General features: G+C 72.1%; 22 protein-coding genes. 7 read left to right on the top strand and 15 right to left on the bottom strand.

Going from position 1 to position 23,210, the window contains the following annotated elements:
* Genes AB4Z14_RS03660 through AB4Z14_RS03640 form a run of 5 tightly spaced genes read right to left on the bottom strand, consistent with a single transcriptional unit; the run spans position 1 to position 6,653 of the window.
* The gene (locus AB4Z14_RS03660; protein WP_442273984.1) at positions 1–1,128 is read right to left on the bottom strand and encodes a glycosyltransferase; all 1,128 of its coding nucleotides are present in this window, start codon (positions 1,126–1,128) and stop codon (positions 1–3) included.
* Positions 1,128–2,147, bottom strand: a complete 1,020-nt coding sequence (locus AB4Z14_RS03655) for a glycosyltransferase family 4 protein (RefSeq protein WP_442273983.1) — start codon at positions 2,145–2,147, stop codon at positions 1,128–1,130. The genes AB4Z14_RS03660 and AB4Z14_RS03655 overlap by 1 nt, the downstream gene beginning before the upstream one ends.
* On the bottom strand, positions 2,144–3,286 hold the full coding sequence (locus AB4Z14_RS03650; RefSeq protein ID WP_442273982.1) for a glycosyltransferase family 4 protein: 1,143 nt from the start codon (positions 3,284–3,286) through the stop codon (positions 2,144–2,146). Before AB4Z14_RS03650 ends, AB4Z14_RS03655 begins: the two co-directional genes overlap by 4 nt.
* Positions 3,283–4,653: an O-antigen ligase family protein gene (locus AB4Z14_RS03645; RefSeq protein ID WP_442273981.1), complete on the bottom strand. Its 1,371-nt coding sequence runs from the start codon at positions 4,651–4,653 to the stop codon at positions 3,283–3,285. The genes AB4Z14_RS03650 and AB4Z14_RS03645 overlap by 4 nt, the downstream gene beginning before the upstream one ends.
* Complete coding sequence (locus AB4Z14_RS03640; protein WP_442273980.1) at positions 4,650–6,653, bottom strand: glycosyltransferase; 2,004 nt, start codon at positions 6,651–6,653, stop codon at positions 4,650–4,652. Before AB4Z14_RS03640 ends, AB4Z14_RS03645 begins: the two co-directional genes overlap by 4 nt.
* Positions 6,654–6,835: 182 nt before the next feature.
* Here AB4Z14_RS03640 and AB4Z14_RS03635 point away from each other — a divergent pair, with 182 nt between their 5' ends.
* Entirely contained in the window at positions 6,836–8,188 is a 1,353-nt protein-coding gene (locus AB4Z14_RS03635; protein WP_442273979.1) for a polysaccharide biosynthesis tyrosine autokinase, read from the top strand.
* A gap of 34 nt (positions 8,189–8,222) precedes the next feature.
* Here the strand turns inward: AB4Z14_RS03635 and AB4Z14_RS03630 are convergent, their stop codons facing one another.
* Complete coding sequence (locus AB4Z14_RS03630) at positions 8,223–8,522, bottom strand: hypothetical protein (RefSeq protein ID WP_442273978.1); 300 nt, start codon at positions 8,520–8,522, stop codon at positions 8,223–8,225.
* Complete coding sequence (locus AB4Z14_RS03625; RefSeq protein ID WP_442273977.1) at positions 8,519–9,412, bottom strand: nucleotidyltransferase family protein; 894 nt, start codon at positions 9,410–9,412, stop codon at positions 8,519–8,521. Before AB4Z14_RS03625 ends, AB4Z14_RS03630 begins: the two co-directional genes overlap by 4 nt.
* Before the next feature lie 68 nt (positions 9,413–9,480).
* On the opposite strand from AB4Z14_RS03625, the gene AB4Z14_RS03620 reads away from it, so the two are divergent.
* Entirely contained in the window at positions 9,481–10,128 is a 648-nt protein-coding gene (locus AB4Z14_RS03620) for a phosphatase PAP2 family protein (protein WP_442273976.1), read from the top strand.
* 1 nt (position 10,129) lies between these two features.
* On the opposite strand, the gene AB4Z14_RS03615 is transcribed toward AB4Z14_RS03620, so the two are convergent.
* Entirely contained in the window at positions 10,130–11,191 is a 1,062-nt protein-coding gene (locus tag AB4Z14_RS03615) for a glycosyltransferase family 4 protein (RefSeq protein ID WP_442273975.1), read from the bottom strand.
* 181 nt (positions 11,192–11,372) lie between these two features.
* On the opposite strand from AB4Z14_RS03615, the gene AB4Z14_RS03610 reads away from it, so the two are divergent.
* The 3 genes from AB4Z14_RS03610 (at position 11,373) to AB4Z14_RS03600 (ending at position 14,874) form a co-directional block, all read left to right on the top strand.
* Entirely contained in the window at positions 11,373–12,473 is a 1,101-nt protein-coding gene (locus tag AB4Z14_RS03610) for a glycosyltransferase family 4 protein (protein WP_442273974.1), read from the top strand.
* An 86-nt stretch (positions 12,474–12,559) separates the two neighbouring features.
* The gene (locus tag AB4Z14_RS03605) at positions 12,560–13,744 is read left to right on the top strand and encodes a glycosyltransferase family 4 protein (protein ID WP_442273973.1); all 1,185 of its coding nucleotides are present in this window, start codon (positions 12,560–12,562) and stop codon (positions 13,742–13,744) included.
* Complete coding sequence (locus AB4Z14_RS03600; protein ID WP_442273972.1) at positions 13,741–14,874, top strand: glycosyltransferase; 1,134 nt, start codon at positions 13,741–13,743, stop codon at positions 14,872–14,874. The genes AB4Z14_RS03605 and AB4Z14_RS03600 overlap by 4 nt, the downstream gene beginning before the upstream one ends.
* Here the strand turns inward: AB4Z14_RS03600 and AB4Z14_RS03595 are convergent.
* Positions 14,867–15,460 carry a hypothetical protein gene (locus AB4Z14_RS03595; RefSeq protein ID WP_442273971.1) on the bottom strand — a complete coding sequence of 198 codons (594 nt, stop codon included), beginning with the start codon at positions 15,458–15,460 and terminating at the stop codon, positions 14,867–14,869. The genes AB4Z14_RS03600 and AB4Z14_RS03595 overlap by 8 nt on opposite strands.
* 53 nt (positions 15,461–15,513) lie before the next feature.
* Between AB4Z14_RS03595 and AB4Z14_RS03590 the strand changes: the two genes are divergently transcribed.
* Positions 15,514–16,617: an LCP family protein gene (locus AB4Z14_RS03590; RefSeq protein ID WP_442273970.1), complete on the top strand. Its 1,104-nt coding sequence runs from the start codon at positions 15,514–15,516 to the stop codon at positions 16,615–16,617.
* A 30-nt stretch (positions 16,618–16,647) separates the two neighbouring features.
* Here the strand turns inward: AB4Z14_RS03590 and AB4Z14_RS03585 are convergent, their stop codons facing one another.
* From AB4Z14_RS03585 to AB4Z14_RS03565, 5 genes are all read right to left on the bottom strand, one after another.
* A complete protein-coding gene (locus AB4Z14_RS03585) occupies positions 16,648–17,598 on the bottom strand; it encodes a hypothetical protein (RefSeq protein ID WP_442273969.1) in 951 nt (316 codons plus the stop codon).
* Positions 17,599–17,705: 107 nt separating this feature from the next.
* Positions 17,706–18,299 carry an arsenate reductase/protein-tyrosine-phosphatase family protein gene (locus tag AB4Z14_RS03580; protein WP_442273968.1) on the bottom strand — a complete coding sequence of 198 codons (594 nt, stop codon included), beginning with the start codon at positions 18,297–18,299 and terminating at the stop codon, positions 17,706–17,708.
* Positions 18,296–18,901: a dTDP-4-dehydrorhamnose 3,5-epimerase family protein gene (locus AB4Z14_RS03575; RefSeq protein WP_442273967.1), complete on the bottom strand. Its 606-nt coding sequence runs from the start codon at positions 18,899–18,901 to the stop codon at positions 18,296–18,298. Before AB4Z14_RS03575 ends, AB4Z14_RS03580 begins: the two co-directional genes overlap by 4 nt.
* Positions 18,902–18,914: 13 nt before the next feature.
* On the bottom strand, positions 18,915–19,793 hold the full coding sequence (gene rfbA, locus AB4Z14_RS03570) for a glucose-1-phosphate thymidylyltransferase RfbA (RefSeq protein WP_056778482.1): 879 nt from the start codon (positions 19,791–19,793) through the stop codon (positions 18,915–18,917).
* Between the two features lie 46 nt (positions 19,794–19,839).
* Positions 19,840–20,763 carry a hypothetical protein gene (locus AB4Z14_RS03565; protein ID WP_442273966.1) on the bottom strand — a complete coding sequence of 308 codons (924 nt, stop codon included), beginning with the start codon at positions 20,761–20,763 and terminating at the stop codon, positions 19,840–19,842.
* A 147-nt stretch (positions 20,764–20,910) separates the two neighbouring features.
* Between AB4Z14_RS03565 and AB4Z14_RS03560 the strand changes: the two genes are divergently transcribed.
* The gene (locus tag AB4Z14_RS03560; protein ID WP_442273965.1) at positions 20,911–22,506 is read left to right on the top strand and encodes a polysaccharide biosynthesis tyrosine autokinase; all 1,596 of its coding nucleotides are present in this window, start codon (positions 20,911–20,913) and stop codon (positions 22,504–22,506) included.
* A 79-nt stretch (positions 22,507–22,585) separates the two neighbouring features.
* Here the strand turns inward: AB4Z14_RS03560 and AB4Z14_RS03555 are convergent, their stop codons facing one another.
* Entirely contained in the window at positions 22,586–23,191 is a 606-nt protein-coding gene (locus tag AB4Z14_RS03555) for an arsenate reductase/protein-tyrosine-phosphatase family protein (protein WP_442273964.1), read from the bottom strand.
* Positions 23,192–23,210 lie beyond the last annotated feature (19 nt).

The raw sequence follows: 23,210 nt of genomic DNA, 5'->3' as shown, positions 1-23,210 counted from the left end.
CTAACGAGCCAGACGCGCGATGACAGCAGCCATCCGGTCGACGCGGTCACTCCAGTCGACCGGGGCTCCGCCGCGGCTTGAGGTGCCCCCAGGAGGGTGACCTGACAGCATTCCGAGGACAACGTCGACGAAACCACCCTCGTCGGCGACCTCGATCCGGTCCTCGTCCACGTCGCGGAAGCCCGCAACAGGCGTCGACACCACGGGTCTGCCGGCGGCTCGGTACTCGTAAAGCTTGATCGGGTCGAGGCTGTCCGTGAAGGAAGTCACGACGTGCGGCACGATGAGCATATCCGAGTGCTGGAGGTAGGCCGGCACGTCGCCACTTGGCCGCGCGCCGAGCAGAACGACCCCTGACTGCTCGAGCGTGCGACGTTCGCTGGGTTTGAGGGCGTCAGGCCCGAGCATCACAAGGCTGCCCCGGCCTGCCAGTGCGTCCGCCACGCGAGCGCAGAGAGCGACGTCCAGGCGGTCACTGTGGAGCGTGCCGGCATACAGCACCACGGGCGCGTCGGGGAGGTCCGCAGGTCGGTCGTGCGCGACGAGGTAGGCCGCCGTGTCGACCCCGTTGGGCACGAGAGTCACCTTCCGGCGCTGCCCCTTGCTCGCCGCGAGGGCCGGGGAGCAGACGACGACCTCGTCGCACCGAGCCAAGAGCACCTGTTCCTGCGCGATGACCCGCTCGGTCTCGGCGGTCGACCGCTCGGCGAGCGTCCAGTCGTCGGTGACGTCGTAGAGCGAGCGCCATGTCGTCGCCTCGACCAGCAGCGCGCCGCTCGGGTCGTTGACCCAGAGGACCGGGTCGGCCATGTCGAGCGAACGGGCGGTCCGGAGCACCTGCCGAGCCCAACGCTCGTCGACGCGGCGGTCGACTCGCCGGGGCAGCCATTTGGTGGGCTCGAGCAGCCACAACGCCTCGGGTCGGATGCCGTCGAGCGACGGCCCGGGACGCAGCCCACGGCCGAGCCTCGGCTGGCTGGCGCCGAGGGCTGCGTGAAGCGGGTCGGTCGCCGGCTCGACGAAGAGCACCCGGAGGGTCGGGTCGCCGCGCAACAGGCCGGCGACGAGATGCTGGTTGCGTCGCCACACACGGTCCCACGCCTCGAGGGAGGTCACGACCAGATCCATCACAGCACCCCTCGATAGACGGCCCGGGTCTCTCGTGCCTGGTGTTCGGGCGTGAAGCAGGTGCGCTGGGCGCGTTGGAGGTCGGAGGCATAAGCGTCCCGACGGCGAGGATCAGCGACGAGAGCGGCCAGCTGCCGTCCCGCACTCTCATGGTCTCCCGGTGCGTGCAGCGCCGCACCGTCGACGGCCCCGACGGTCTCGAGGTGCCCTCCGGCGCCGACCGCGACGACGGGAAGGGCCGCTCCCATCGCCTCGAGAACCGTGAGGCCGAGCCCCTCGATGCGACAGGGGGCCAGGAGCACACCTGCGCGCGCCATCAGGTCCGGCACATCGCTCCGGTGACCGAGGAAGCGGGTTGAGTCGGCCAGGCCGAGGTCGGCCGCTAGGGAGGCCAGACGCCATCGCTCGGCACCGTCCCCGGCGACGTCGAGACGCCAGCCCTGCGAGGCGACCCCGGACGCGGCGAAGGCCCGCAGCGCGACGTCGGAGTCCTTCTCGAGCTCGAGCCGCTGGACGAGCAGCACCACCCTCTCGCGCGCCGCGGCCGGGGGCGTCTCCGGACTGCTCTCGACGCCCGGGTGGATCACGACGCTCGCCCCCGCGATGCTGTCCGCCACGTAGCGGCTGATCGCGATCTGAGCGTCGACTCGGCGTGCGGCCAGGGCGGCCGCCACGCTCGAGACGGGGTTGCTCCCCCGACTCCTGGCGAAGTGCCGGGTCACCACCAGCGGAACGTTCACGCCCAGCAGCGCTGTGGCGCAAGCGATCTCGGCGGCCGTCATGTGAGCGTGCACCACGTCGGCATCGACCGCCCAGCGCCGCACGGCGATGAGGACGTCGCTGACGGTCGCGGCCGGAAGGGTGCGTACGCCCGGACCTGCGGCAGCCGGCATACGGTGGGTGTCGCCTCCGATGACCACGACCTCGTCACCCGCTGCGACCTGGGCGCGGGAGAGCAGAGCGACATGGCTCTCGACGCCGGCGAACCCGTCCGAGCGGATCGCGTGCAGAATTCTCATGAGGCCTCTCGGCCTCGTCCCGGCGCGTCACGCAGGCCGTCGAGCAGCTCGACGTAGCGGGCGGCGACATGGCCCCACGTGTGCTGTTCGGCAGTCCGGCGAGCCGCCTGACGCAGGGAGGGACGGTCGGCCTCGGAGAGCAGGTCGAGCGCCTCGGCCACGCTGGTCGCCGACCGTTCGACGAGGTAGCCGTTGACCCCGTGCTCGACGACATCGGGGATGGAGCCGGTGCGGGTGCCGATGACGGGAACCCCCATGGACAACGCCTCGAGGACGACGAGCGGCGACGCCTCATAGGCGCTGGGCAGGCACAGCACATCGGCCGCGCGCAGCCAGGGCCTCGGGTCACGGCTCGGACCGACGAAGGTGATGCGGGCCCGGTTGCGCACGGCGGCGGCCCGCGACTCCATGCCGGCTACGAGATCCGGTGACCCGCCCACGACGAGGAGCCGCACGTGGTCAGGGCACTGGTCCAGCGCGTCCACGACGAGGTCCAGTCCCTTGCGCGCGTACTCGTGCCCGATGAAGACGGCCAGCACGTCGGTCTCGGTCAGCCCCAACGACTCCCGCTCTGCTCGCCGCGCGTCAGCGGACGGCGGGACGAACTCGGACGTGTCCACGCCGTTGGTGACGACAGCGGTGCCCGGCCGCAAGGACGGGTGCAGCTCACGCAGGAGCCGCTGGTCCTGGTCGGAGAGGTTCACGACGAGCCGGTGCGTGGCGGAGGTGTAGCGACGCTTGTCCCGCACCGTGGTGAACAGGTGCACGGGGTTGCGCAGGATCCGGTACCAGTACGCCCCTCTCGACCGCATCGCGGCCTGGACGAGTCCGTGGTTGACGTAGATGTCCCCGGCGAGGACGTCGTTGTGGCACACGGAGACGGTTTCGGGGTGGTCGGCGAGATAGCGCCGCGCGCGGCGGGTCCCGACGGACGAGAACCACACCACCCTGGCCAGGACCGCGAGCCGGCCCTGCAGACCGCCTCGAGGTGTCGGCAACCAGGCCCCGCCCGACTCCGTGAGGGTGAAGCGCTCGACGGTGACACCCATCCGCCGCCACTCCTGCTCGAGGTGGTGAGCCACGGAACCCACCCCGGTGCCGGGCCCGATCTCGGGCGCGATCTGCACGATCGTGGTCACCGAGCGGCCCCAGGGGTCTGCAGCAGTCCGGCGGGGTGCGGAGCCCCAGCCGGCTCGGGCGCTCGGGCCTCGGACGACTCGCGCTGCTCGGAACACCATTTCGCCCCGAGGCACAGGCCGAGGACGAGGAACGGGAGCGACCCCTGCACGGCAGACCAGAAGAGGTCGAACTGGCCCTGGACGATCCGTGACACCAGAACGGCCACCGCCAGGGACCCGTAGGCCGGGTCCATCCGCCACGCGACCCGCAGTGCCACGACCATGAGGAGGACGAAGGCGGCGAGGCCCACTGCCCCGGCCGATGTCAGCACCTCGATCTCGGCGTTGGGCGGCTGGAACTGGAACGGGAACCGGTCGGTGTACCACCAGCGCAGCCCGACGCCGAACCACGGGTCGGAGGACCAGACGGTCATGGAGTCCTGGAACCACGTGAGGCGCTGGAAGACCGAGTTGAACTGGTTCCCGGACTGCACCTGGTCCTGCACGAGGTTCGTCACGAAGAGGACGAGCGGGGCGACGAGCAGCAGCACGAGCTTGGACCGTCGTCGATCGGTCCGCGAGCGCAGGACCAGGACGAAGACTGCCGCGACCAGACCGATGACCGCCTGCCTCGACTGGGTGAGCAGGACAGCCGTCAGCATCATGCCCATGAGGACGAAGGACCACCTCCGATTGATCCCGGCCCACGCGGGCCGCGCATAGACCATGACCGCCCCCATCGCGCAGACCGTGCCCGCGAAGTTCTTGTGCATGCCATACGGGAAGCTCGGGTAGACCGGGCTCAGGTCGCCGTGCGCGATGTGTATCAGACCTTCTACGACGGTGATGGTCGCCAGGACGGCGATGGTGCCGATGAGCAGGCGGAGACCGGTGCGGGCGTGACCGTTGGCGCCGACGGCCCATCCGACGAGAAGCGATCCGGACACGAGCATCCAGGCGTGCGCCCACTCGACGGCGTTCGCCGTGTACGGGTTGTTGACGACCGTGATCAGCGTGGCGAACTGGTACACCGCCGAGGCCCAGAGGACCGCACGCAGGCCGGCGGAGAAGGGCCGCCTGGCGAGAAGAAGAGCTGGGACGGCGGCCGCTGCGAGGGCGAAGTCCGAGAGCGAGAGGTCGACCCCTCCGCCGCCGACGCGGAGGACGACGAGGAGCAGGGGTAGCACAGCGAGCGGGATGAGACCGGGTTGCACTGCCGTCACACCCATCGCGAGCACGGCGACGGCGAGGATGATCGCTGCGTCGGGCGTCGTCACGGCGAGACGTCCGACGACGGCGATGAGGGCGACGCCGGCGAGCACCAGACCGATGCGGGTGAGCAGGTCGGTCGTGCCGGTGCGGAGGAGACGTTCCGGGATGATGCTCACGACGTGGCCACCCGTCCCAGCTCGTCGAGAGGCACGGACGGACGGTCGCTGCGTGTGGCGCGGGCGTCGCGGGGCCGTTCCTCCAACCGTGCAGGCCCTGCGAGGTAGAGGTGTAGGCGTGCACGTGCCGCGCGACGCCGGTCTCCCCGCAGCACGACCCCTCGCGCGGCAGAGCCGACGACCTGCCCGGCACGCCCGACCTGCCAGCCCACGCTGCCGAAGTGCTTTCGGAGATAGATCTCCTGCGCGGCGTGGAAGTGGCCCTCACGCCGGTCGGGGTCGGTGCTCGTCGCGGCACCCACGTGGGTGGCACGCGCTGCGGGCACGAGCGCGTGACGCCAGCCGAGCAGGACCGCGCGGCGCGCCCAGTCGGTCTCCTCCGCATAGAGGAAGAAGCGCTCGTCGTCGAAGGGACCGACGTGGTCGAGGGCCTCGCGGCGCAGCAGCAGCACCGACCCGATGACGTAGCGGTTGCGTCGCAGGCGGCCGAGTCCGGCGGCCTCGACCCACGTCGCGAGCGGCGACGGGAAGGGCCACTCGACCCGGGAGTGCGTGCCCGTGGCGTCGACCTGCGACGGCCCGACGCTCGCGAGGTCGGGCTCGGCGAGCAGGGCTGCGCGCAGGACCTCGACGTCGCCCGGGGCGACCACCGCGTCGGGGTTGACGAGCAGGACGTCGGCGCGGGGGTCGACCCGTCGCAGCCCCTCGTTGACACCGGCCCCGAAACCCCCGTTTCGACCCGGGTCCACGTAGCGGGCGCCCGCGGCCTCCACCACGGAGCGCACCGCAGGCGAGGAGGAGTTGTCGACGACCGTCACCGACAGCGTGCTCAGCGGAGCCAGCGCGTCGGCGAGAAGGTCGGGCTGGCCGTACGCGACGACGACGACCTCGAGCGGCCGGTCGTCCGGTCCTGGCGGCGTCCACTGCTTCGTCGCGGCGCGGTACATCGCATCGTGCTCCACCGCGATGCGGTCCCACGACGTCGCCGCCGCGCGGGCGAGGCCGGCTGCTCTGAGCCGCCCGGACACGTCGCCGTCGTGCACGACCTCGCTGATCGCCTTGGCGAGCTCGGCGACGTCGCCCTCGGCGACGACGAGAGCGGCGTCGCCGACGACCTCGGGCAGTGCGCCGCTGTCGCTGACGACGACCGGGATGCCGCAGGCCATCGCCTCGAGCGCGACCCGGCCGAACTGCTCGACCCACGAGGGGGTCGTGAGCGACGGGACGACCAGGACGTCGAGCGAGCGGTAGAAGTCGGTCAGCGCCTCAGGCGCCAGCGCGCCGAGGAGCTCGACGCGGTCGGCGATGCCGAGCCGCTCCGCGAGGTCCACGAGGGCGTGCCTCTCGGGTCCGTCGCCGGCGAGGCGTAGGCGCACGGCGGGCTCGAGAGCGACGGCGCGGAGCAGCACGTCCGCCCCCTTGGCGGCGTCGAGGCGACCGGCGAACCCCACGACGGGCACCTCACGGGGCGTGTCGGCATACGCCGCCGGGGTGAAGGCGGTCAGGTCGGTGCCGAGGTCGACGGTGCGGGCGCGACCCGGGAAGCCCTTGCGCTCGGCGATGCGGCCGGCCGCGTCGTTGCACACGTTGACGCCGCTCGCGTGGCGCAGCGCGGCTCGCTCGAGCCACCGGAACGGGACCGGATAGCGCTTGTCGATGTTCTGGGCCGAGTAGAGCAGGTAGGGGGCGCGCTGGCGACGCAGCCACCGGAGCAGCAGGACCTCGGCGGTCGCGAGGGCGAAGGGCTCCTCGTGGATGTCGATGACGTCGACCGGGCGACCGAGGGCCCGCCACAGCGGGCGCGGGTCGTAGAGGAAGAGGGCCGGGTGCGAGCCGACAGTGCGCGCCGGCACGACCGGCTCGTCGGGGAGCACGGACAGGGCGACGCGGCGGCCGCCCTCGGACCACGCCGCAGCCGACACGATGTCGACCCGGTGGCCGAGGCGTCGCAGGGCGCGCTCCCGCCCACGCCACGCGTCGACGACGGCGCTGTGGGACACGCGCAGTGCCCACATGACCACTCACCCCTCTCCCCGTGCCGTCCCCGGATGTCTCCGACTCGGCACAACCCCTTGGATGATATGGGAGGATCGCCGCACGTACTGTCGAGTTGGGCCAGGGGGGCAATGTGACGTTCCGGGAGTTCCTGGGCGTTCTGGGGGCACGGTGGCGGATCATCGCGGTGAGTCTGCTCGCGGTGGTCGCGGCGACCGCTGTCCAGACGATGCTGACCCCTGCCGTCTACACGTCCAGCTCGAAGATCTACCTGCGGGCGACCACCCCGGCGAGCGCCACCAACAACAACCAGGTCGCGACCTACGCCATCTCGGCAGGCGACCTCGGAACCTACCTCGAGGTCCTGACCTCACCGTCGGTCATGGATCCCCTACGGACCCGGCTCGGTCTGCCTGCGGGATTCCCGCTGTCGGTCTCGGGCGAGGTCTCTCAGACGTCCAACATGATGACGATCACTGCGACCGGTGGGGACCCCCAGCTCGTCGCGCGAGTCGCCACCGAGGCGGGCCCCGTGCTGGCCGACGTCGCCAAGAAGTTCTCCCCGCTTCTCGCCTCGAATGGTCAGGCCGTCGAGGCCGACACCATCGTGCCGGCCTCTGTTCCGGCTGACCCCACGTCACCCAACGCCAAGCGAAACCTCATGCTCGGCGCGCTCCTCGGCCTCGCGCTGGGCGTCGGCCTCGCGCTGCTCCGACACACCCTGGACACCAAGGTGCGCACGGAGGAGGACATCAAGGCCCTGTCGAAGCGGCCGATCCTCGGCGACATCCCGATGGTGAAGTCGGTCAAGAACGGCCTGCTCTCGCTCGAGAGCGACCCGCACGGACGGCACGCGGAGTCGATCCGCCGCCTCCGCACCAACATCCTCTTCGTCGATGTCACGACCGGTGGGCACTCTTTCGTCGTCACCTCGTCGGTGCCCGGTGAGGGCAAGACGACGACGACGATCAACCTCGCCCTCGCGATGGCGGACGCCGGATCCAAGGTGCTGCTCATCGACGGCGACCTGCGCAACCCCTCGGTCGCGAGCACCATGGGTCTCGACGGCTCGTTCGGCCTGACCACCCTCCTGCTCGGTCAGGCGGACGCCGACGACGTCATCCAGCGCTGGCGCGAGACCACCCTCCACGTGCTGCCCGCCGGCCCCGTGCCGCCCAACCCGAGCGAGCTGCTCGGCTCCGAGCCGATGGAGGTCCTCTTCGGCAAGCTGTCCCACGACTACGACTTCATCCTCGTGGACAGCCCGCCCGTCGTCCCGGTCATCGACGCCGTGCTCATCAACAAGCTGACGCACGGCCTGATCATGGTCGTCGGCGCCGAGCGGACGAAGAAGCGCGACCTCGCCAGCGCGGTCCAGTCGCTCGAGACCGTGGACGCCCCCGTCGCCGGTTTCGCCCTCAACATGGTGTCGGCGGGGTCCTCGACCGCTCATCGCTACGGCTACTACGGCTACACCCGCGACGCCGACGTCAAGCCGAGCCGTCGGGCCAAGCGCTCGCAGGCCAAGCACCACTCCTGATCCACCGCGCCCGACCGCTCAGGTCAGGTGGGGCTCAGGCCTCGGCCGGCGGGTCGGAGGCGCCACCCAGCGGCACGAGCAGCTCTCGCGCGCTCAGGTCGCCGACGAAGGCCCGGACGTCAGCCGTGATCGCGTCCTCGGGCTGTCCGACGAGCTCGGCGACACGGGCCACCCATCCGGTCGCGGGAGCCGTCGTGGCCTCGGCCCAGATCAGGGCCGCGGCACCATCGAGGACGAGGAGCGGGCCGCCGGGCAGGCGTGCGACGTAGACGGACATCCCGTCGTCGCTCACGGTGACCCCGGCGTCGGGTCCGGGACGGTAGGCGGCGCTCACCGCCGGCTCCGACGGGCGAGGCGGGAGACCTGCTCCCTCAGGCCGCGCGCCGGTCGGCCGAAGAACTCGGCCACGATCTCTGCGCGCGACACCGGGCGTCCACGCACGATCGTCAGGTGCTCGACGTTGACGAGCACCGAGCGCGACGCGACGGTCAGCTTGGCGCGCAGGCCCCGGGCCGCCCGCACCCTGGCGCGCCACTCCTCCATCCGGGTGCCCCCGCGCGCCGCGACGCGCCAGAGGTCGTATGCCGGGTCGTCCCGATGCTCGTCGAGGGTGCCGGTGATGACCGAGAAGGCCAGACCGGCATCGAGCCGCCCCACCCAGTCGAGAACACGGTCGCGAGCAGCGTCGTCGGCCGATGTCCAGAGCCACTCGACGTCGTTGGCGGCCTTGGCATCGCTGCCTCCGCGGGCGGCGTGCAGGAGTAGGACGACGGCTTGCGCATCGCGCGACGGCACCGGGCAGTCGATGCCGCCCAGAACCTTCGTGGTCCGCTGGGACCACAGGGTGTCGAAGGCCCGCTCGGGCGTGGGCCCGGTCCCAGGATAGATGCGGTGCAGGTCGAGCAGTCCGAAGTCCTGGTGTCGCAAGGTCGCCGAATGCTCGAAGGACGATCCGTAGACGAAGGTGTTGATGAGCTCCCAGCCGTGGCGAGGCAGCTCGTCGAGCAAACGACGCACGTGCGCCGGACGGGCCAGCACGTCGGCATCGGAGTAGCCACGCCCCGGCACCAGGGTCGGATCGAGTGCCGCACCCTTGACGTGCAGCAGGTCCGCTCCGCACCGGTCGGCGATCCACTGAACTGATGCGTGGGCGAAGCCGATGCGTACCTCGAGGGGCACAGTGGCACCCGCAGAGGGGGCTCCCGTCGCCTCCTGGGTTGCCATCGAGCGAACCCCCATAGACTGCAAGCGGACTGGTCGATCGCACCATAACAGCCCGCCAGGAGGTGCACGTGTCGCATCGCGATCGCCTCCGCTGGGCCACCGTGGCCGTCGCCGCCGCCACGGCCTTCGCGCTCACCGCGCTCCTCTCGACCCGAACCGGGGTCGGTGTGACGGTCGACGGGACCGTCCGCGGCTGGATCCTCAACGGGCTGCCGGGAGCCCTTCGCCAGGGTCTCGACCGCCTGGCCCGGCCGTTGGTCATCGTCGTGCTCGCTCCGGCGGTCGTCGTTCTCGCGCTCCTCGCACTCGTCCGTCGCGGCTGGCGGCGCGCCCTCGCGGGCGTCGTCATCCCGGCAGCGGCGACGTTCGTGGCTCTCGAGCTGCGCACACGCGACGTCTTCGGCATCGGCGGGGACGCCTTCCCGTCCAACCACGCGGCCGCCGGCCTCGGCCTGCTCGTCGGGGTCGCGGTCGTGTGGCCGCGACCTGTGACGCGACGAGGGCTCGTCGGACTGGGCGTGGCGGCGTTCTGCATCGGCCTCGGCAACGTGTCGTGGTACGCGCACCAGCCCCGTGACGTCGTCGGCAGCGCGCTGCTCGTGGTCGCGGTTGCCGCGGCGACCTTCGCCGTCGTCGGCGGTGACTCCCCCAACCTCGCCACGGAGGTCCGGGCCTCGCGTCGCACGGCGCGGGAGGGTGCAGGGCCCGTCGGCTGAGTCAGCCGGTGACGGAGCGCCACACCCGCGCGTGCCCCTCGGCGCTCGCCTCCCAGGTGAACCGGCGCGACCGCTCGAAGCCGCGGCGGGCCGTCGCCTCGACCTGGGCACCGCCGGCGAGGACGTCGAGGACGCCGGCGGCGATACCCGGGCCGGTGGGGTCGACGAGGAGGCCGCCGTCGCCGACGACCTCGGGCAGGGACGACCGGTCGGCTGCGACGACGGGCACGCCCGTGGCCATGCCCTCGAGCGCCGGAAGGCCGAAGCCCTCGACGAGGGAGGGCACGACGACGACGGACGCTGCGGCATACAGCCTCGGCAGCACCTCGTCGGCGACGCGCCCGACGAGTCGGACGCCGGGCAGCGCGCCGAAGAGCTCGGTGCGACGGGGGTGGGGCGGGCCGGCGAGCACCAGCGTCACGTCGGGCCGGGCTGCCCGGATCCGGGGCCAGGCGTCGGCGAGCGCCGCGAGGTTCTTGCGCTCGGACGCGCCACCGGCGGTGAGGACGTAGGGTCCGTCGACGCCGAGCGCGGACAGCCGGTCGGCGCCGAGCGGCTCCGCGCCGAAGTAGCGCTCCTCGACCCCGTTCGGGACGACGACGGGGTCGAGGAGCCCGAGCAGGTCGACCGCCTCGGATGCCGTGAAGGCCGACACGCAGACGACGGCCGCTGCGCGGCGCAGCTCCTCCGCCGCGGCGGCCACGGGTGCGGACTCGTCGGCGTAGCGCCAGGCCACGACGTCGTGCAGCGTCACGACCTCACGGGGCGCCGGCGGCAGCTCGAGGTTCATCCGGTGCACGAGCCCGCCACGGGCGTACGCGAGACGGCCGGCCGCCGCACGGGCGCTCGGTGACGCGCCACCGAGCCAGCCCATCGGCAGGCGGAGGGTGCCGGGCAGGGGCGACCGGAGCGAGCGCGCCACGACGTGCCGGACCCGCCACTCCTCGCCCGGTGCGGCCAGCGCGGCGAGGGCAGCGGGAGCGCGCGAGACGATGTGTCGCTCGTAGGCCTGCGCACCCATCGGCACCGCCGTCGCGGTCGTGGCGATCGTGAGCCGGTGCACGCGGCATCCTCGCTGTCGGGGCTGTGGTCAACTGCGGGACGGGTCCGCCCTCGCATCGTAGGGTGAGACCGCCCGCGAGCCGGTGACCTCGCGGGCCCGATCGAGAGGAGCCGCGGTGGAGGGTGCCGGTCGGCCGCGCGTCGCGCTCGTGACCTCGTCGTACCATCCGCACCTCGGTGGGGTGGAGGGGCATGTCCGCCACGTCGCGCGCGAGCTGCGCAGCAGGGGCACGGAGGTCGAGGTGTGGACCGTCGACCGCGGCGAGCACCTCGGCGTCACCGAGCTCGACGGCACCGTCGTGCGCCACCTGCCGACTCCACTACCGGCCCGCTCGGGGCGCGCCCTCATGAGCTTCGGGCTCGCCGCCCCGCGGGCGTGGCACGCGTGGCGGTCGGCCTTCCGCGCCTTCCGCCCCGACCTGCTCCACGTCCAGTGCTTCGGACCCAACGGGGTGTATGCCGCCGCGCTGGCTCGTCGCACCGGCACCCCGCTTGTGCTGTCGAGCCACGGCGAGACGTTCATGGACGACCACGACGCCTTCGGCACCTCGGCGCTGATGCGCGAGGGACTGCGCCGGACCATCGCGGCCGCCGCGGTGACGACGGGGTGCTCCGAGCAGGTGCTCGACGACCTGCGGGACCGGTTCGGCCTCGAGGGCGGGACCGTCGTGCCCAACGGCGTTGGTCCCGTGCCGACGACGCCTCCGACTGGCACGATGCCCGACGCGCTCGGCCTGTCAGACGGCCCCGTCGTCCTGGGGGTCGGCAGGCTCGAGACGACGAAGGGCTTCGACCTGCTCGTCGAGGCCGTCGCGGGCATCGACCGCGAGCTCTCCCCGACGCTGGTCATCGGCGGCGACGGGTCCCAGCGCGAAGCCCTGCGGGCGCTCGGTGAGCAGGTCGGCCTCGGCGACCGGCTCCGACTGGTCGGACCGCTCGATGAAGCCGGCGTCGACACCTGGATGCGTCGGGCCGACGTCGTCGTCATGCCCAGCCGCCGCGAGGCCTTCGGCATCGTCGCGCTCGAGGCGTGGCGCGCCGGCACACCCCTCGTCGCCACGAGCCTCGGCGGGCCCGCGTCGTTCGTCACCGACGGGGTCGACGGCGTCGTCGTCGACCCGGTCAACACCGGGGCGCTGGCCCATGCCGTCGAGTCGCTGTTGCACGACCCCGAGAGGCGGGCGGCCCTCGGGGCGGCCGGGCAGGCCTCCGCGCGCCGATACACGTGGTCCGCGATTGCGCTGCAGTACTCCCACCTCTTTCAAGGTCTCGCCAGTTCGTGATCCGCGGTGGGCTTGCCCTGACGAGACGACGCGCGGGAACGCGCATCATCGGGCCGGTCTGCTGCGCCCGTGGGTAGCCTCGGGGCGTGCCTCCAGCCGCGCCGCCTCCGCGCCCTCCCGTGCGTGTGGCGATCCTCGACCACACGGCCGAGCTGGGTGGCGCCGAGCTCGCACTGCTGAGGCTGTTGGAGGTCGTCGACCGGGGGCGCGTCGAGCCCGTCGTCGTCCTCTTCTCCTCGGGCCCTCTCGAGGAACGGCTCCAAGCGGTCGGCCAGCGGGTCGTCGTCGTGCCCCTGGACCCGAGGGTCCGGGACATGGGCCGTGCCGTCGGCCCGCTCAGCGCACTGCGTCGCGCTGCGACCGGCGCGGCCTTCCTGCACCGCCTCGCCGCCTCCCTCCGTGCTCTCGACGTCGACGTCGTCCACACGACCTCGCTCAAGGCGGACCTCCTCGCGATCCCCGTGGCTCTCCTGCTGCGCAAGCCCCTCGTGTGGCACGTCCACGACCGCATCGCCGAGGACTACCTGCCGTTTCGGACGGTGCGCCTGCTGCGGTTCCTCGCCCGCCGCGTGCCGCACGCCGTCGTCGTCAACTCCGAGGCCACGGCCGCCACCCTGCCCGGCGCGCGCTGTCCGACGGTCGCCTACCCGGGGCTGTCCTCGGAGCAGGTGGCGCACACCAGCCGACGTCTCCAGCCGGAGGGTGGCCCCGTCGTTGGCATGGTGGGACGGCTCAGCCCCACCAAGGGCCAGCTCGTCCTCGTTCGGGCCGCGCGACACGTCGTGGACGTACGGCCGACGACCCGCTTCAGGCTGGTCGGTTCCGCTGCCTTCGGCGCCGCGGACTACGAACGCGAGCTGCGCTCCGAGATCGGTCGACTCGGGCTCGAGGCCGACATCGACCTCGTCGGCTTCGTCGACGACCCGCGGGGCGAGCTCGAGGCCATGTCCGTCTGCGTGCACGCGTCAACGGTGCCCGAGCCCTTCGGCCAGGTGGTCACGGAGGCGATGGGATGGGGCGTGCCGGTCGTCGCCACCCGCGGCGGTGGGGTCGACGAGATCGTGCGCACGTCGCCGAGGGGCTCCGAGACGGGGCTCCTCGTCGACGCCGGAGACGAGCAGGCCCTGGCTCTAGCGGTCCTCGACGTCATCGACCGTCCAGCGGAAGCGCTGGCACGCGCCTCTCGCGCACTCGCCGACGTCGCCGACCGATTCGGGATCGAACGGGCCGCCGAGACCGTGACCCGGGTCTGGGAGGAGGCCGCCTCGTGAGCACCCAGGACCTCCCGGACGGGCGACCGCGCGTCGCCATCGCGCACGACTACCTGACCCAGCGCGGCGGTGCGGAGCGGGTCGTCCTGGCGCTGCACCGGGCCTTTCCCGACGCGACGATCCACACGACGCTCTACGACCCGGCCGGCACCTACCCGGAGTTCCGCAATGCGCGCGTCGTCGTCTCCCCCATCAACCGCATCGGGGCGCTGCGCCGCGACCACCGGGCCGCGCTCCCCCTGCTCCCGTATGCCGTGTCCCACCTTCCCGTGGACGCCGACGTCGTCGTGGTGTCGAGCTCGGGCTGGGCGCACGGCGTGCCGACGACCGGGCTCAAGCTCGTCTACTGCCACGCCCCGGCGCGCTGGCTCTACCAGGCCGACGCCTACCTCGGGGACGAGGCCGGCCGGTCCGCGAAGGCGCGGGCGCTGGGTCTGCTCAGCGGGTGGCTGCGCCGCTGGGACCGTCGCGCAGCGGCGTCCGCGGACCGCTACCTCGCGAACTCGACGGTGGTCCGGGAGCGCATCTCGGCGGCATACGGCATCGACGCCCAGGTGCTCGCCCCGCCCTACGGCATCGACCCCGCCGACCCGCAGGAGGCGGTGGCCTCCCTGGCGGACTGGACCGACGACGGCTACCTGCTCCTCGTGTCGCGGCTGCTGCCCTACAAGAACGTCGACGTCGCGGTCGACGCCGTGCGCGACCTCCCCGAGCGGCTCGTCGTCGTCGGTGCGGGACCGCTCGAGGCGCGGCTGCGCGCCGAGGCACCGGACAACGTCCGGATCGTCTCGGGCCTGACGGACGCCGAGCTGCGCTGGACCTACGCCCACGCCCGCACCCTGCTCGCGCCGAGCCTCGAGGACTTCGGGCTCACCCCCCTCGAGGCGGCGGCGTTCGGGGTGCCCACCCTGGCCCTGCACGCCGGCGGCTATCTCGACACCATCGACGAGAGCGTCAACGGGACGTTCTTCGAGGAGCCGACCGTGCCAGCCGTCCGCGCCGCCGTCGTCGCCGCCCGAGAGCGGGTCTGGGACGAGGCCGCGATCCGCGCCCATGCGGAGCACTTCTCGGAGGCGAGATTCCACGCACGTATCCGGGCGGAGGTCGACAACCTCCTGTCGGTCAGCTGACGGCGCGCACCACGAGGAGCCAGGCCACGACGGGCGCACCGACGACGAGGATGATCGCGAGCACCCGCAACGCCGCCGCGTGGCCGTAGACCTTGGCGACGACCGCGCCGAGGATGCCGATGGCGAAGACGGCGATCGAGTAGTTCGCGAACGTCGCGCTCAGCTCGACGATCTCGGGGGACTTCGTGATGTTGGCGATCGTCGCCGCCTTGCCCGCGGGACCCCACGGCGCCGGCAGCGGCACCTGGGCGAGGAGCAGGGCCGCGAGGCCGAGCACGTCGGTGCGTACGTACGAACGCCTCAGCGCCGAGGCCTGACGGCGGCTGCGGACCGACGGCTGCACGGCCGACGGGGGCGGCGTGAACGCGCGAGGCAGTGTCAGCAGCAGACCGGGCAGGCCGGCGAGACCGGCCAGGAAGGCCGCGTACAGTTTGGGGCGCCCGTCGGAGGCGAAGCCGAAGACGGTGACGAGCGGCACCGTCGCGTGCACGAGCACCCAGACGTAGGCGACGAAGGCCATAGCAGCGCCGACGGCCACGGGGAGGTCGGCGCTCACACGTCGGCTCACTCCTCGGGCTTCGGGCATGGCGGACAGTGTAAGCAGCAGTGCGATCGACTCCCGACACCTACACTTGCGCCGTGGACAGCACCCGTGAGCGCGACACCGACCTGTTCGAGTCCGAGCAGGTCGCTGCCGGCGACGGCTCCTCCGGGGGCTCCGGCGGGTCCGGCGACGACTGGGACGGCGGGTCGCCCGCCGACGGCGGTTCGGGCCGCCGGGAGAAGAAGCGCAACCGCAAGGTGCTCGTGGCCGCGCTCGTGCTGCTGCTCGTGCCCGTGCTCGCCGTGGGTGGCTACCTCGCGTGGCTCAACCACATCGTCACCAACAACGTGAAGCAGGAGCTGCTCCTGCCCGACGACGGCTCGGCGGGCAGCCAGCCGACCGACAAGAACGGCAACGTCGTCGTGCAGCCGGCGGGCAACGGCACGAACTACCTCGTCGTCGGCAGCGACGCCGGTCCGGGTCGCGTCGGCGGCCGGTCCGACGTCATGGTGCTCGTGCACGTGCCGGCCGACCACTCGGCCGTCACCCTGATCCACTTCCCCCGCGACCTCTACGTCTCGATCCCGGGCAAGGGCAAGAACAAGCTCAATGCGGCGTATGCGTTCGGCGGGCCGCCGCTGCTCGTCAAGACGATGCAGGACATGCTCGGCGTCCGCATCGACCACGTCGCGCTCGTCGGGTTCGAGGGGTTCAAGTCGATGACCGATGCTGTCGGCGGCGTCGACGTCAACGTCGAGGAGTCGAGCAACCAGCCGCCCTACGTCTTCACCCAGGGCGTCCAGCACATGGACGGCGCGATGGCCCTGGCCTTCGTGCGCGAGCGCAAGCAGCTGAGCGAGGGCGACATCTCCCGTGGGCGGCGCCAGCTCGCCTTCATCAAGGCGCTCATGCTCAAGTCCCTGAGCAAGGACGTGCTGACCAACCCGATCAAGCTCAAGGACTTCACCGAGGCGGCCACGACCAACCTCACGGTCGACCAGAAGCTCGACGTCGGCACCATGCGCTCCGAGGCCCTGGCCCTGCGCGACCTCCGCGGCGGCGACATCCGCTTCATCACGGCGCCCTTCACGGGCTTCGGCACGAGCCCGGCCGGTGCGTCGATCGACATCGTCGACGAGGTGAAGATGGCCGACCTCGGCGACGCCATCCGCAACGACGAGCTCAACGCCTACAAGTAGGAGCCGGCCCGGTGACCCCGTCGGCCGCGGTCAGACCCGCTTCCACGAGTTCAGGTCGCCCTGCGAGACCCACGTCTGGTTGCCGGAGACGATCCAGCCGGCACGGTCGGTCACCGACAGGCCGATGCTCCCCCGCTCGGGGGTCGCGACCGGCACGCACGCGACGACGGTGGCCGTGCGGCCCTTGACGACCTCGACGAGCTGGACCCCCTTGCACGCCCCGACGATGCGGACGGCATACGTCGTCAGGGTGTTGTCGACGAGCAGGTTGCTCAGGGCAACCCCGCCCGGTGCGTCACCGGAGTCGGACCACGTCGTCCCACCGTCGTCCGTGACGACGACCGACCCGTCGGCGCACAGCGCCTGCGCCTGGGCCGCGGACGTGCGCGAGAGGTCGACGACGACGGCGTCGCCGCAGGGCGTCGCCGCGGCCTCCTTGGGCGCGAGCACCTGGGTCGGCTCGTCGAGACGGCGCGCCCAGCCCCCGCTGACGGCGGTCGGGGTCTGCCACGTCCGACCCGCGTCACGCGAGGCGTACTGCTCGAGGGCGCAGTCTGGGCCGGCCCCGATGACGAAGACGCGGGCCTCGTCGAGCGGCTGCACGCGCGCGACGGCGCGGGCCGGCGACCGCAGCTTCGTCCACGACCGGCCGCCGTCGGCGGTGACCTCGACGGTCGCACCCCCGGCGACGCAGGCGCCGGTCGTGGCTCGCCAGGCCCGCGCTGCGTCGAGCGCAGAGACGAGCCGGGTGACGGGGACGGCCTTGGCCGCCGGCGTCGTGCCGCTGGTGGGGGCGATGGTGCCCGTCGCGGCCGGCGCGGCCGTCGCGGGCGGGCTCGTGGTCAGCGCCGCGGTCCGCGTCGTCGAGACCGCGGGCAGCGCCTGCGAGGCGTTGTGGCCCGACCGCAGCGCGAACGCGACGAGCGCCACGTCGACCGCCAGGAAGGCGACGAGACCTGCCGTCGCCACTCGCTTGTTCATTGCTCCAGATCCCCCTCGACACGGCTGATGGCCCTTCCCCCGGGGGACATGCTAGGGGCGAATCCGCCTGTCGTACGCGGCAGTCCGCGTTCGGATCGGCTCTCGGGTCAGCCGGCGGGCGGCGTCAGGGCTGCGACGACGACGGGCAGCTGCGCCTCGATCTCGGTCGACATCAGGTCATATGCCGCAGAACCCCGCCCGTATGGGTCGGGTATGTCCGATTCGGCCGCGGTGCGCGCCGGGTGGAGTCCTCGACGACCACGAGCGACCTCGGCCACGATCGCGGCCCACGGCGTGTCGTGGTCGGCCGCCGACACGTCGGGCGCGGCCGCGGCCTCGGCGAGGTCGGCGTCGCGGACGAGGTCGGCGAGCTCGCCCAGGGTGAAGGTCTTGCGCAGGGCCCGCGGGTGCAGGGCGACGGCGTCGGCCCGGTGCTTCTGCGTCGCGGTGACGACGATGTCGGCGGCGTCGAGCATCGCGGGGGTGAGCTGGCGCGAGGCGAAGCCTGCCGTGTCGGAGCCCACGGCCTCGAGGGCGGCGACCGACCCGGGCTCGATGTCGGCGCCGACGAGGGCGCGCGTGCCGGCGCTCTCGACGTGGACGTCCTGCCCGACGAGGAGCTGACGCAGCCGCCGCTCGAGGTAGGGCGAGCGGCACACGTTGCCCGTGCAGATGACGAGGACCCGACCCACCGGCCTCATCGGCGCGCCCCGGCGAGCGAGGAGGTGTGGGCGAGGCAGGCCTCGAGCGTCGGCAGCAGCCCGGCGTCCGCGGCAGCCGCAAGGGTCGGGGCGGCGGCGTCCTTCGGCGAGAGCACCGGGACGAAGCCGTCGGGCAGCTCGAGCCCGACGGTCGGGTCGAGCGGGTTGATGCCGCGCTCGACCGACGGCGTGAAGACCTCGGAGCACAGGTAGACGGCCGTGCCGTCCTCGACGCAGGCGAGCGCGTGGCCGAGGCCTTCCGCGAGGTAGACCGCGCGACGGTCGACGGTGTCGAGCACGACGGAGTCCCACTGCCCGAAGGTCGGCGATCCGACCCGGACGTCGACGACGAAGTCGACGAAGACCCCGCTCGTGGCCGTGACGTACTTGGCCTGTGAGGGCGGCACGTCGGCGAAGTGGATGCCGCGGAGGGCTCCGGCCGACGAGACGGAGATGTTGGTCTGCCGGACCTGCATCTCGTGGCCGATGGCCTCGGCGAGGCGGTCGGCGCGGAAGCCCTCGGCAAAGACGCCTCGGTCGTCGGGGAACTGGCGCGGCGTGATCTCGAAGGCTCCATCGATGCGGAGCGGGCGGATGTCCATCAGGTCCTTGCCTTCACGGGGTGTCCTTGCCCTCGGCGAGGAGGGCGTGCAGGTAGAGACCGTAACCGCTCTTGGCCTGGTCGTCGGCGTGCCGTCGCATGCCGTCGTCGTCGAGCCACCCGTTGCGCCAGGCGATCTCCTCGACGCAGCCGATCTTCTGGCCCTGCCGGGCCTCGACGACGTGGACGTACTGGCTGGCCTCGATGAGGCCCTCGAACGTGCCGGTGTCGAACCACGCGGTCCCGCGCGGCAGGACGCTGACCGACAGGGTGCCGCGGCGGAGGTACTCGTCGTTGACGGCGGTGATCTCGAGCTCGCCGCGCGCGCTCGGAGTCAGGCCGCGGGCGATGGCGACGACGTCGTTGTCGTAGAAGTAGAGGCCGGGCACGGCGTAGCTCGACTTCGGGTGCTCGGGCTTCTCCTCGATGGAGATGACGTGGCCGTCAGGGTCGAACTCGACGACGCCGTAGGCCGTGGGGTCGGCGACGCGGTAGGCGAAGACGTGGCCACCCTCGACGTCGGTGTGGTCGGCGAGGCGGGTGCCGAGCCCCGGGCCGAAGAAGATGTTGTCGCCGAGGACGAGCGCCACCCGGTCGTCGCCGATGAAGTCGGCACCGAGCACGAACGCCTGGGCCAGGCCCTCGGGACGCGGCTGGACGGCATACGTGATCGTCATGCCCCACTGGGAGCCGTCGCCGAGGAGGCGCTGGAACTGCTCGACGTCGACGGGGGTCGTGATGACGAGGACCTCGCGGATGCCGGCCATCATGAGCGTCGACAGCGGGTAGTAGACCATCGGCTTGTCGTAGACGGGCATCAGCTGCTTGCTGATGCCGCGCGTGATCGGGTGCAGCCGGCTGCCCGTGCCCCCCGCGAGGATGATCCCCTTCATGGTCGGCCAGCGTATGCCGTGTGCGACGTCGTCGAGGACGGGGCCGTCACGCGGCCGGGCGCCAGGTCTCGAGCTTCGCGTCGGCCCGCCAGACCGTGTCGCCGACGGCGAGCCAGCCGGCCTCGTCGACGACGCTGAGCGAGACCCGGCCCTCGGCACCGTCGAGGGAGGTCTCGACACAGGCGCCGCCGGCAGCCTTGCCGTCTGACACCTTCGCGACCTCGACGCCGGCGCAGCCGTCGGCCACGCGGGCGACGTGGACCTCCGGGGTGCCGTCCACCTCGCGGGCTCCGACGGCGAGCGCGCCGTCGACGGTCGCGAGGGTTGTCCAGGTCGAGCCGCCGTCGGTGGACCGGACGAGTCGCCCGTCCGCGCAGACGACGACGGCGCGCTTGGCGCTGACGCGGGCGAGGTCCACCACGGTGGTGCCGCCGCACGGGCGGGCGTCGGGACGCTTCGGGGTGATCAGCGTGGTCGACGCTCCACCGGGGACGCGTGACCAGCCGCCCTCGACGTCGCGTGGTCCGCGCCACGTCGTGGCGTCGTCGTCGGTGGCGTACTCCCCCACCGTGCACCCGCTCCCCTTGGCGCCGATGACGAAGCCGCGGTCGCCGGCGACCGGCTGCACGCGCCCCAGAGCGCGGGCGGGAACGGCGCGCTTGGTCCACGTGCGCCCACCGTCGTCGGTGACGCGAAGGCTCGCCCCGCCGTCCGGGCAGGTGCCGAGCGCTGCACGCCAGGCCCGCTTGCCGTCGAGAGCCGCGACGACCTCCGTCACGGGGGTCGCCTTGAGGTCAGGTGGGGCGGTCGTCGTGGGGGACGCGGTGGGGACGGGGGCAATGACAGCTGACGCCGGAGTGGAGGCTCCCGCGGCGTCGGGACGGAAGGCGAGCGCGACGAGGAGCACGTCGACGACGAGCAGGGCGAGCAGGCCCGCGAGCGCCACCCGCCCCATCGATCTGTCCGACATCCATCGCATCACGGGCGACACTCTACGGACCATCTGGACGGAATCGCCGCATCTAGGGCAGGCCCACTAGGATGCGCGAGAGTGAACTGTCGGAATTGCCCGACTGGAGTCGTGTGACCAGGCGCGGCCGACGAGGAAGACACCACTGTGGAGCTGCAGGACTACCTGAACGTCATCAGGAAGCGATGGATGATCATCGCCGCCGTGGCTCTCGTGACCCTCGGCCTGGCGGCCGCGTACACGGCCCTCGCGCCACGGAGCTACTCGTCGTCGACGCGGTTCTTCGTGCAGACAACGAGTGATGACACGACCTCCTCGCTGCAGCAGGGCAACACCTTCACCCAGTCCCGCGTCAAGACCTATGCGCAGGTCCTCACGGACCCGACCGTGCTGCAGCCGGTCATCGACGCCGTCGGTATCGACAGCACCACGGACAAGCTCGGCGATCGCATCACGGCGTCCATCCCGCTCGAGACAGGTCTCATCGACGTCACGGTCACGGCTCCGAGCCCCCAGCAGGCACAACAGGTCGCGGCCGCCATCGGCAAGGTCTTCCCCCCATATATCGCCCAGATCGAGACTCGTGCCGGCAAACAGTCACCAGTTCAGCTGTCGGTGACGCGACCTGCCACCCTGGAGCTCGCTCCGGTGAGCCCGAAGCCGGCGCGCAACCTCGCCCTCGGCCTCGTGCTCGGACTGCTCCTCGGCTTCGGCGTCGCCCTGCTGCGCGACGTGCTCGACAAGTCGGTGAAGTCCCAGCGCGACCTCGAGGCGGTCACCGACCGTACGATCCTCGGCGCCATCGCCTTCGACACCGACGCGTCGACGCACCCCCTCATTGTCCAGGTCGACCCCCACTCACAGCGCGCCGAGGCGTTCCGCTCGCTGCGCACCAACCTCCAGTTCATCGACGTCGCCAACCCGCCGAAGTCGATCGTTGTCACCTCGTCGCTGCCCGGTGAGGGCAAGTCGACGACGACGGCCAACCTCGCCCTCAGCCTCGCCGAGACGGGCCTCAAGGTCGTCGTCATCGAGGGCRACCTGCGCCGACCGCGGCTGCTCGACTACCTCGGCTTCGAGGGCTCTGTCGGCCTCACCGACGTGCTCGTCGGCCGGGTCGAGGTCGACGACGTGCTCCAGCCCTTCGGCCGCACCGGCCTGCGCCTGCTCGGCGCCGGTCCGATACCGCCCAACCCGAGCGAGCTGCTCGGCTCCGCGAACATGGAGCAGCTCGTCGCCGACCTCGGCGAGCGCTTCGACTACGTCCTCATCGACGCCCCGCCGCTGCTGCCCGTCACCGATGCGGCCGTGCTCAGCACGATCGTCGACGGTGCCCTCGTCGTCGTCGGCGCCGGGGTGGCCCAGCGCGAGCACGTGCGTCGCGCCCTCGAGTCCCTCGAGGCGGTCAACGGCTCCCTGCTCGGCCTCATCCTCAACCGGGTCAAGACCAAGGAGCTCGGGGCGGGCTACGGCACCTACGCGTACGACTACCGCCCCGAGAGCGAGCGCCAGCGCGCCAAGGGTCTGGGCCGGGGGCGCAGGCGCCCCGCCGCAGGGCCCGACCAGGTCGGGCCGGTGAACCCCAGGTCGTCGGCCGTCGGTGACCGTAGGCCGCCCGAGCCCGGGCCCCACGCGCACGAGTCGAGCGCAGCACCGGGCGACACGCCCGGAGGCGCACCCGTGCCCCAGCAGCAGAACGGGACCAAGCCCACCTTCCCCACGGACGACTCGATCTTCCGCTGAGGAGACACCGGAAACTCGCGGCACCGGACGCACGCACGAAGGACCCCGTCACCGTGGTGACGGGGTCCTTCGTCTGCGTTCAGCGGACCGACTGCGCCCTCGACGACCCGGCCACGCTACCCAGCGCGGCGACGATGACCTCGAGGAACTCCTCGATGCGGTCGAAGGCCTCCGTGTGGACGCGAGCGGACCGTCCATAGGGGTCCACGACATCGATCTCCCCCACGTCCCGCGGGGCGATCGTGCCGCGCGCGGCGGCAGCTTCGGCGACGACCTGTGGCAGCCAGGGCTGGGTCGGCACGATCGGCCGCCACGTCTGGGAGGACCGGCACAGTTCGGCGAAGTCGCCCAGGGCGAAGATCCGGCGCATGGCGGACGGGCGCACGCGCGCGACGTCACCGCGATGGGCCCGCGTCATCGTCAGGACCAGCTCGGCCCCCTCGACGAGCCGTGGCGTGACCGCTCGCGCTGCGTAGCCCGTGACGTCGGCGCCGAGTCGACGCAGCGCCTCGCTCGTCTCGGTCTCGATGCCGGAGCCGACCACGGCACCGGTCCCGGCACTCTCGATCGGCACCCCCGCCTCAGGCAACAGCTGCCGCAGCCGCCTCTCGGCGTAGGGCGACCGGCAGATGTTGCCGGTGCAGACGAAAAGGATGCCGCGGGCGCGAGGAGAATCCCCGAGCATCTTGCCCCCTGTGGTTCTG

The organism is Terrabacter sp. 2TAF16 (genome assembly GCF_052115065.1).
Lineage (GTDB): Bacteria > Actinomycetota > Actinomycetes > Actinomycetales > Dermatophilaceae > Terrabacter.
This window is presented reverse-complemented; position numbering and strand designations above follow the sequence as displayed.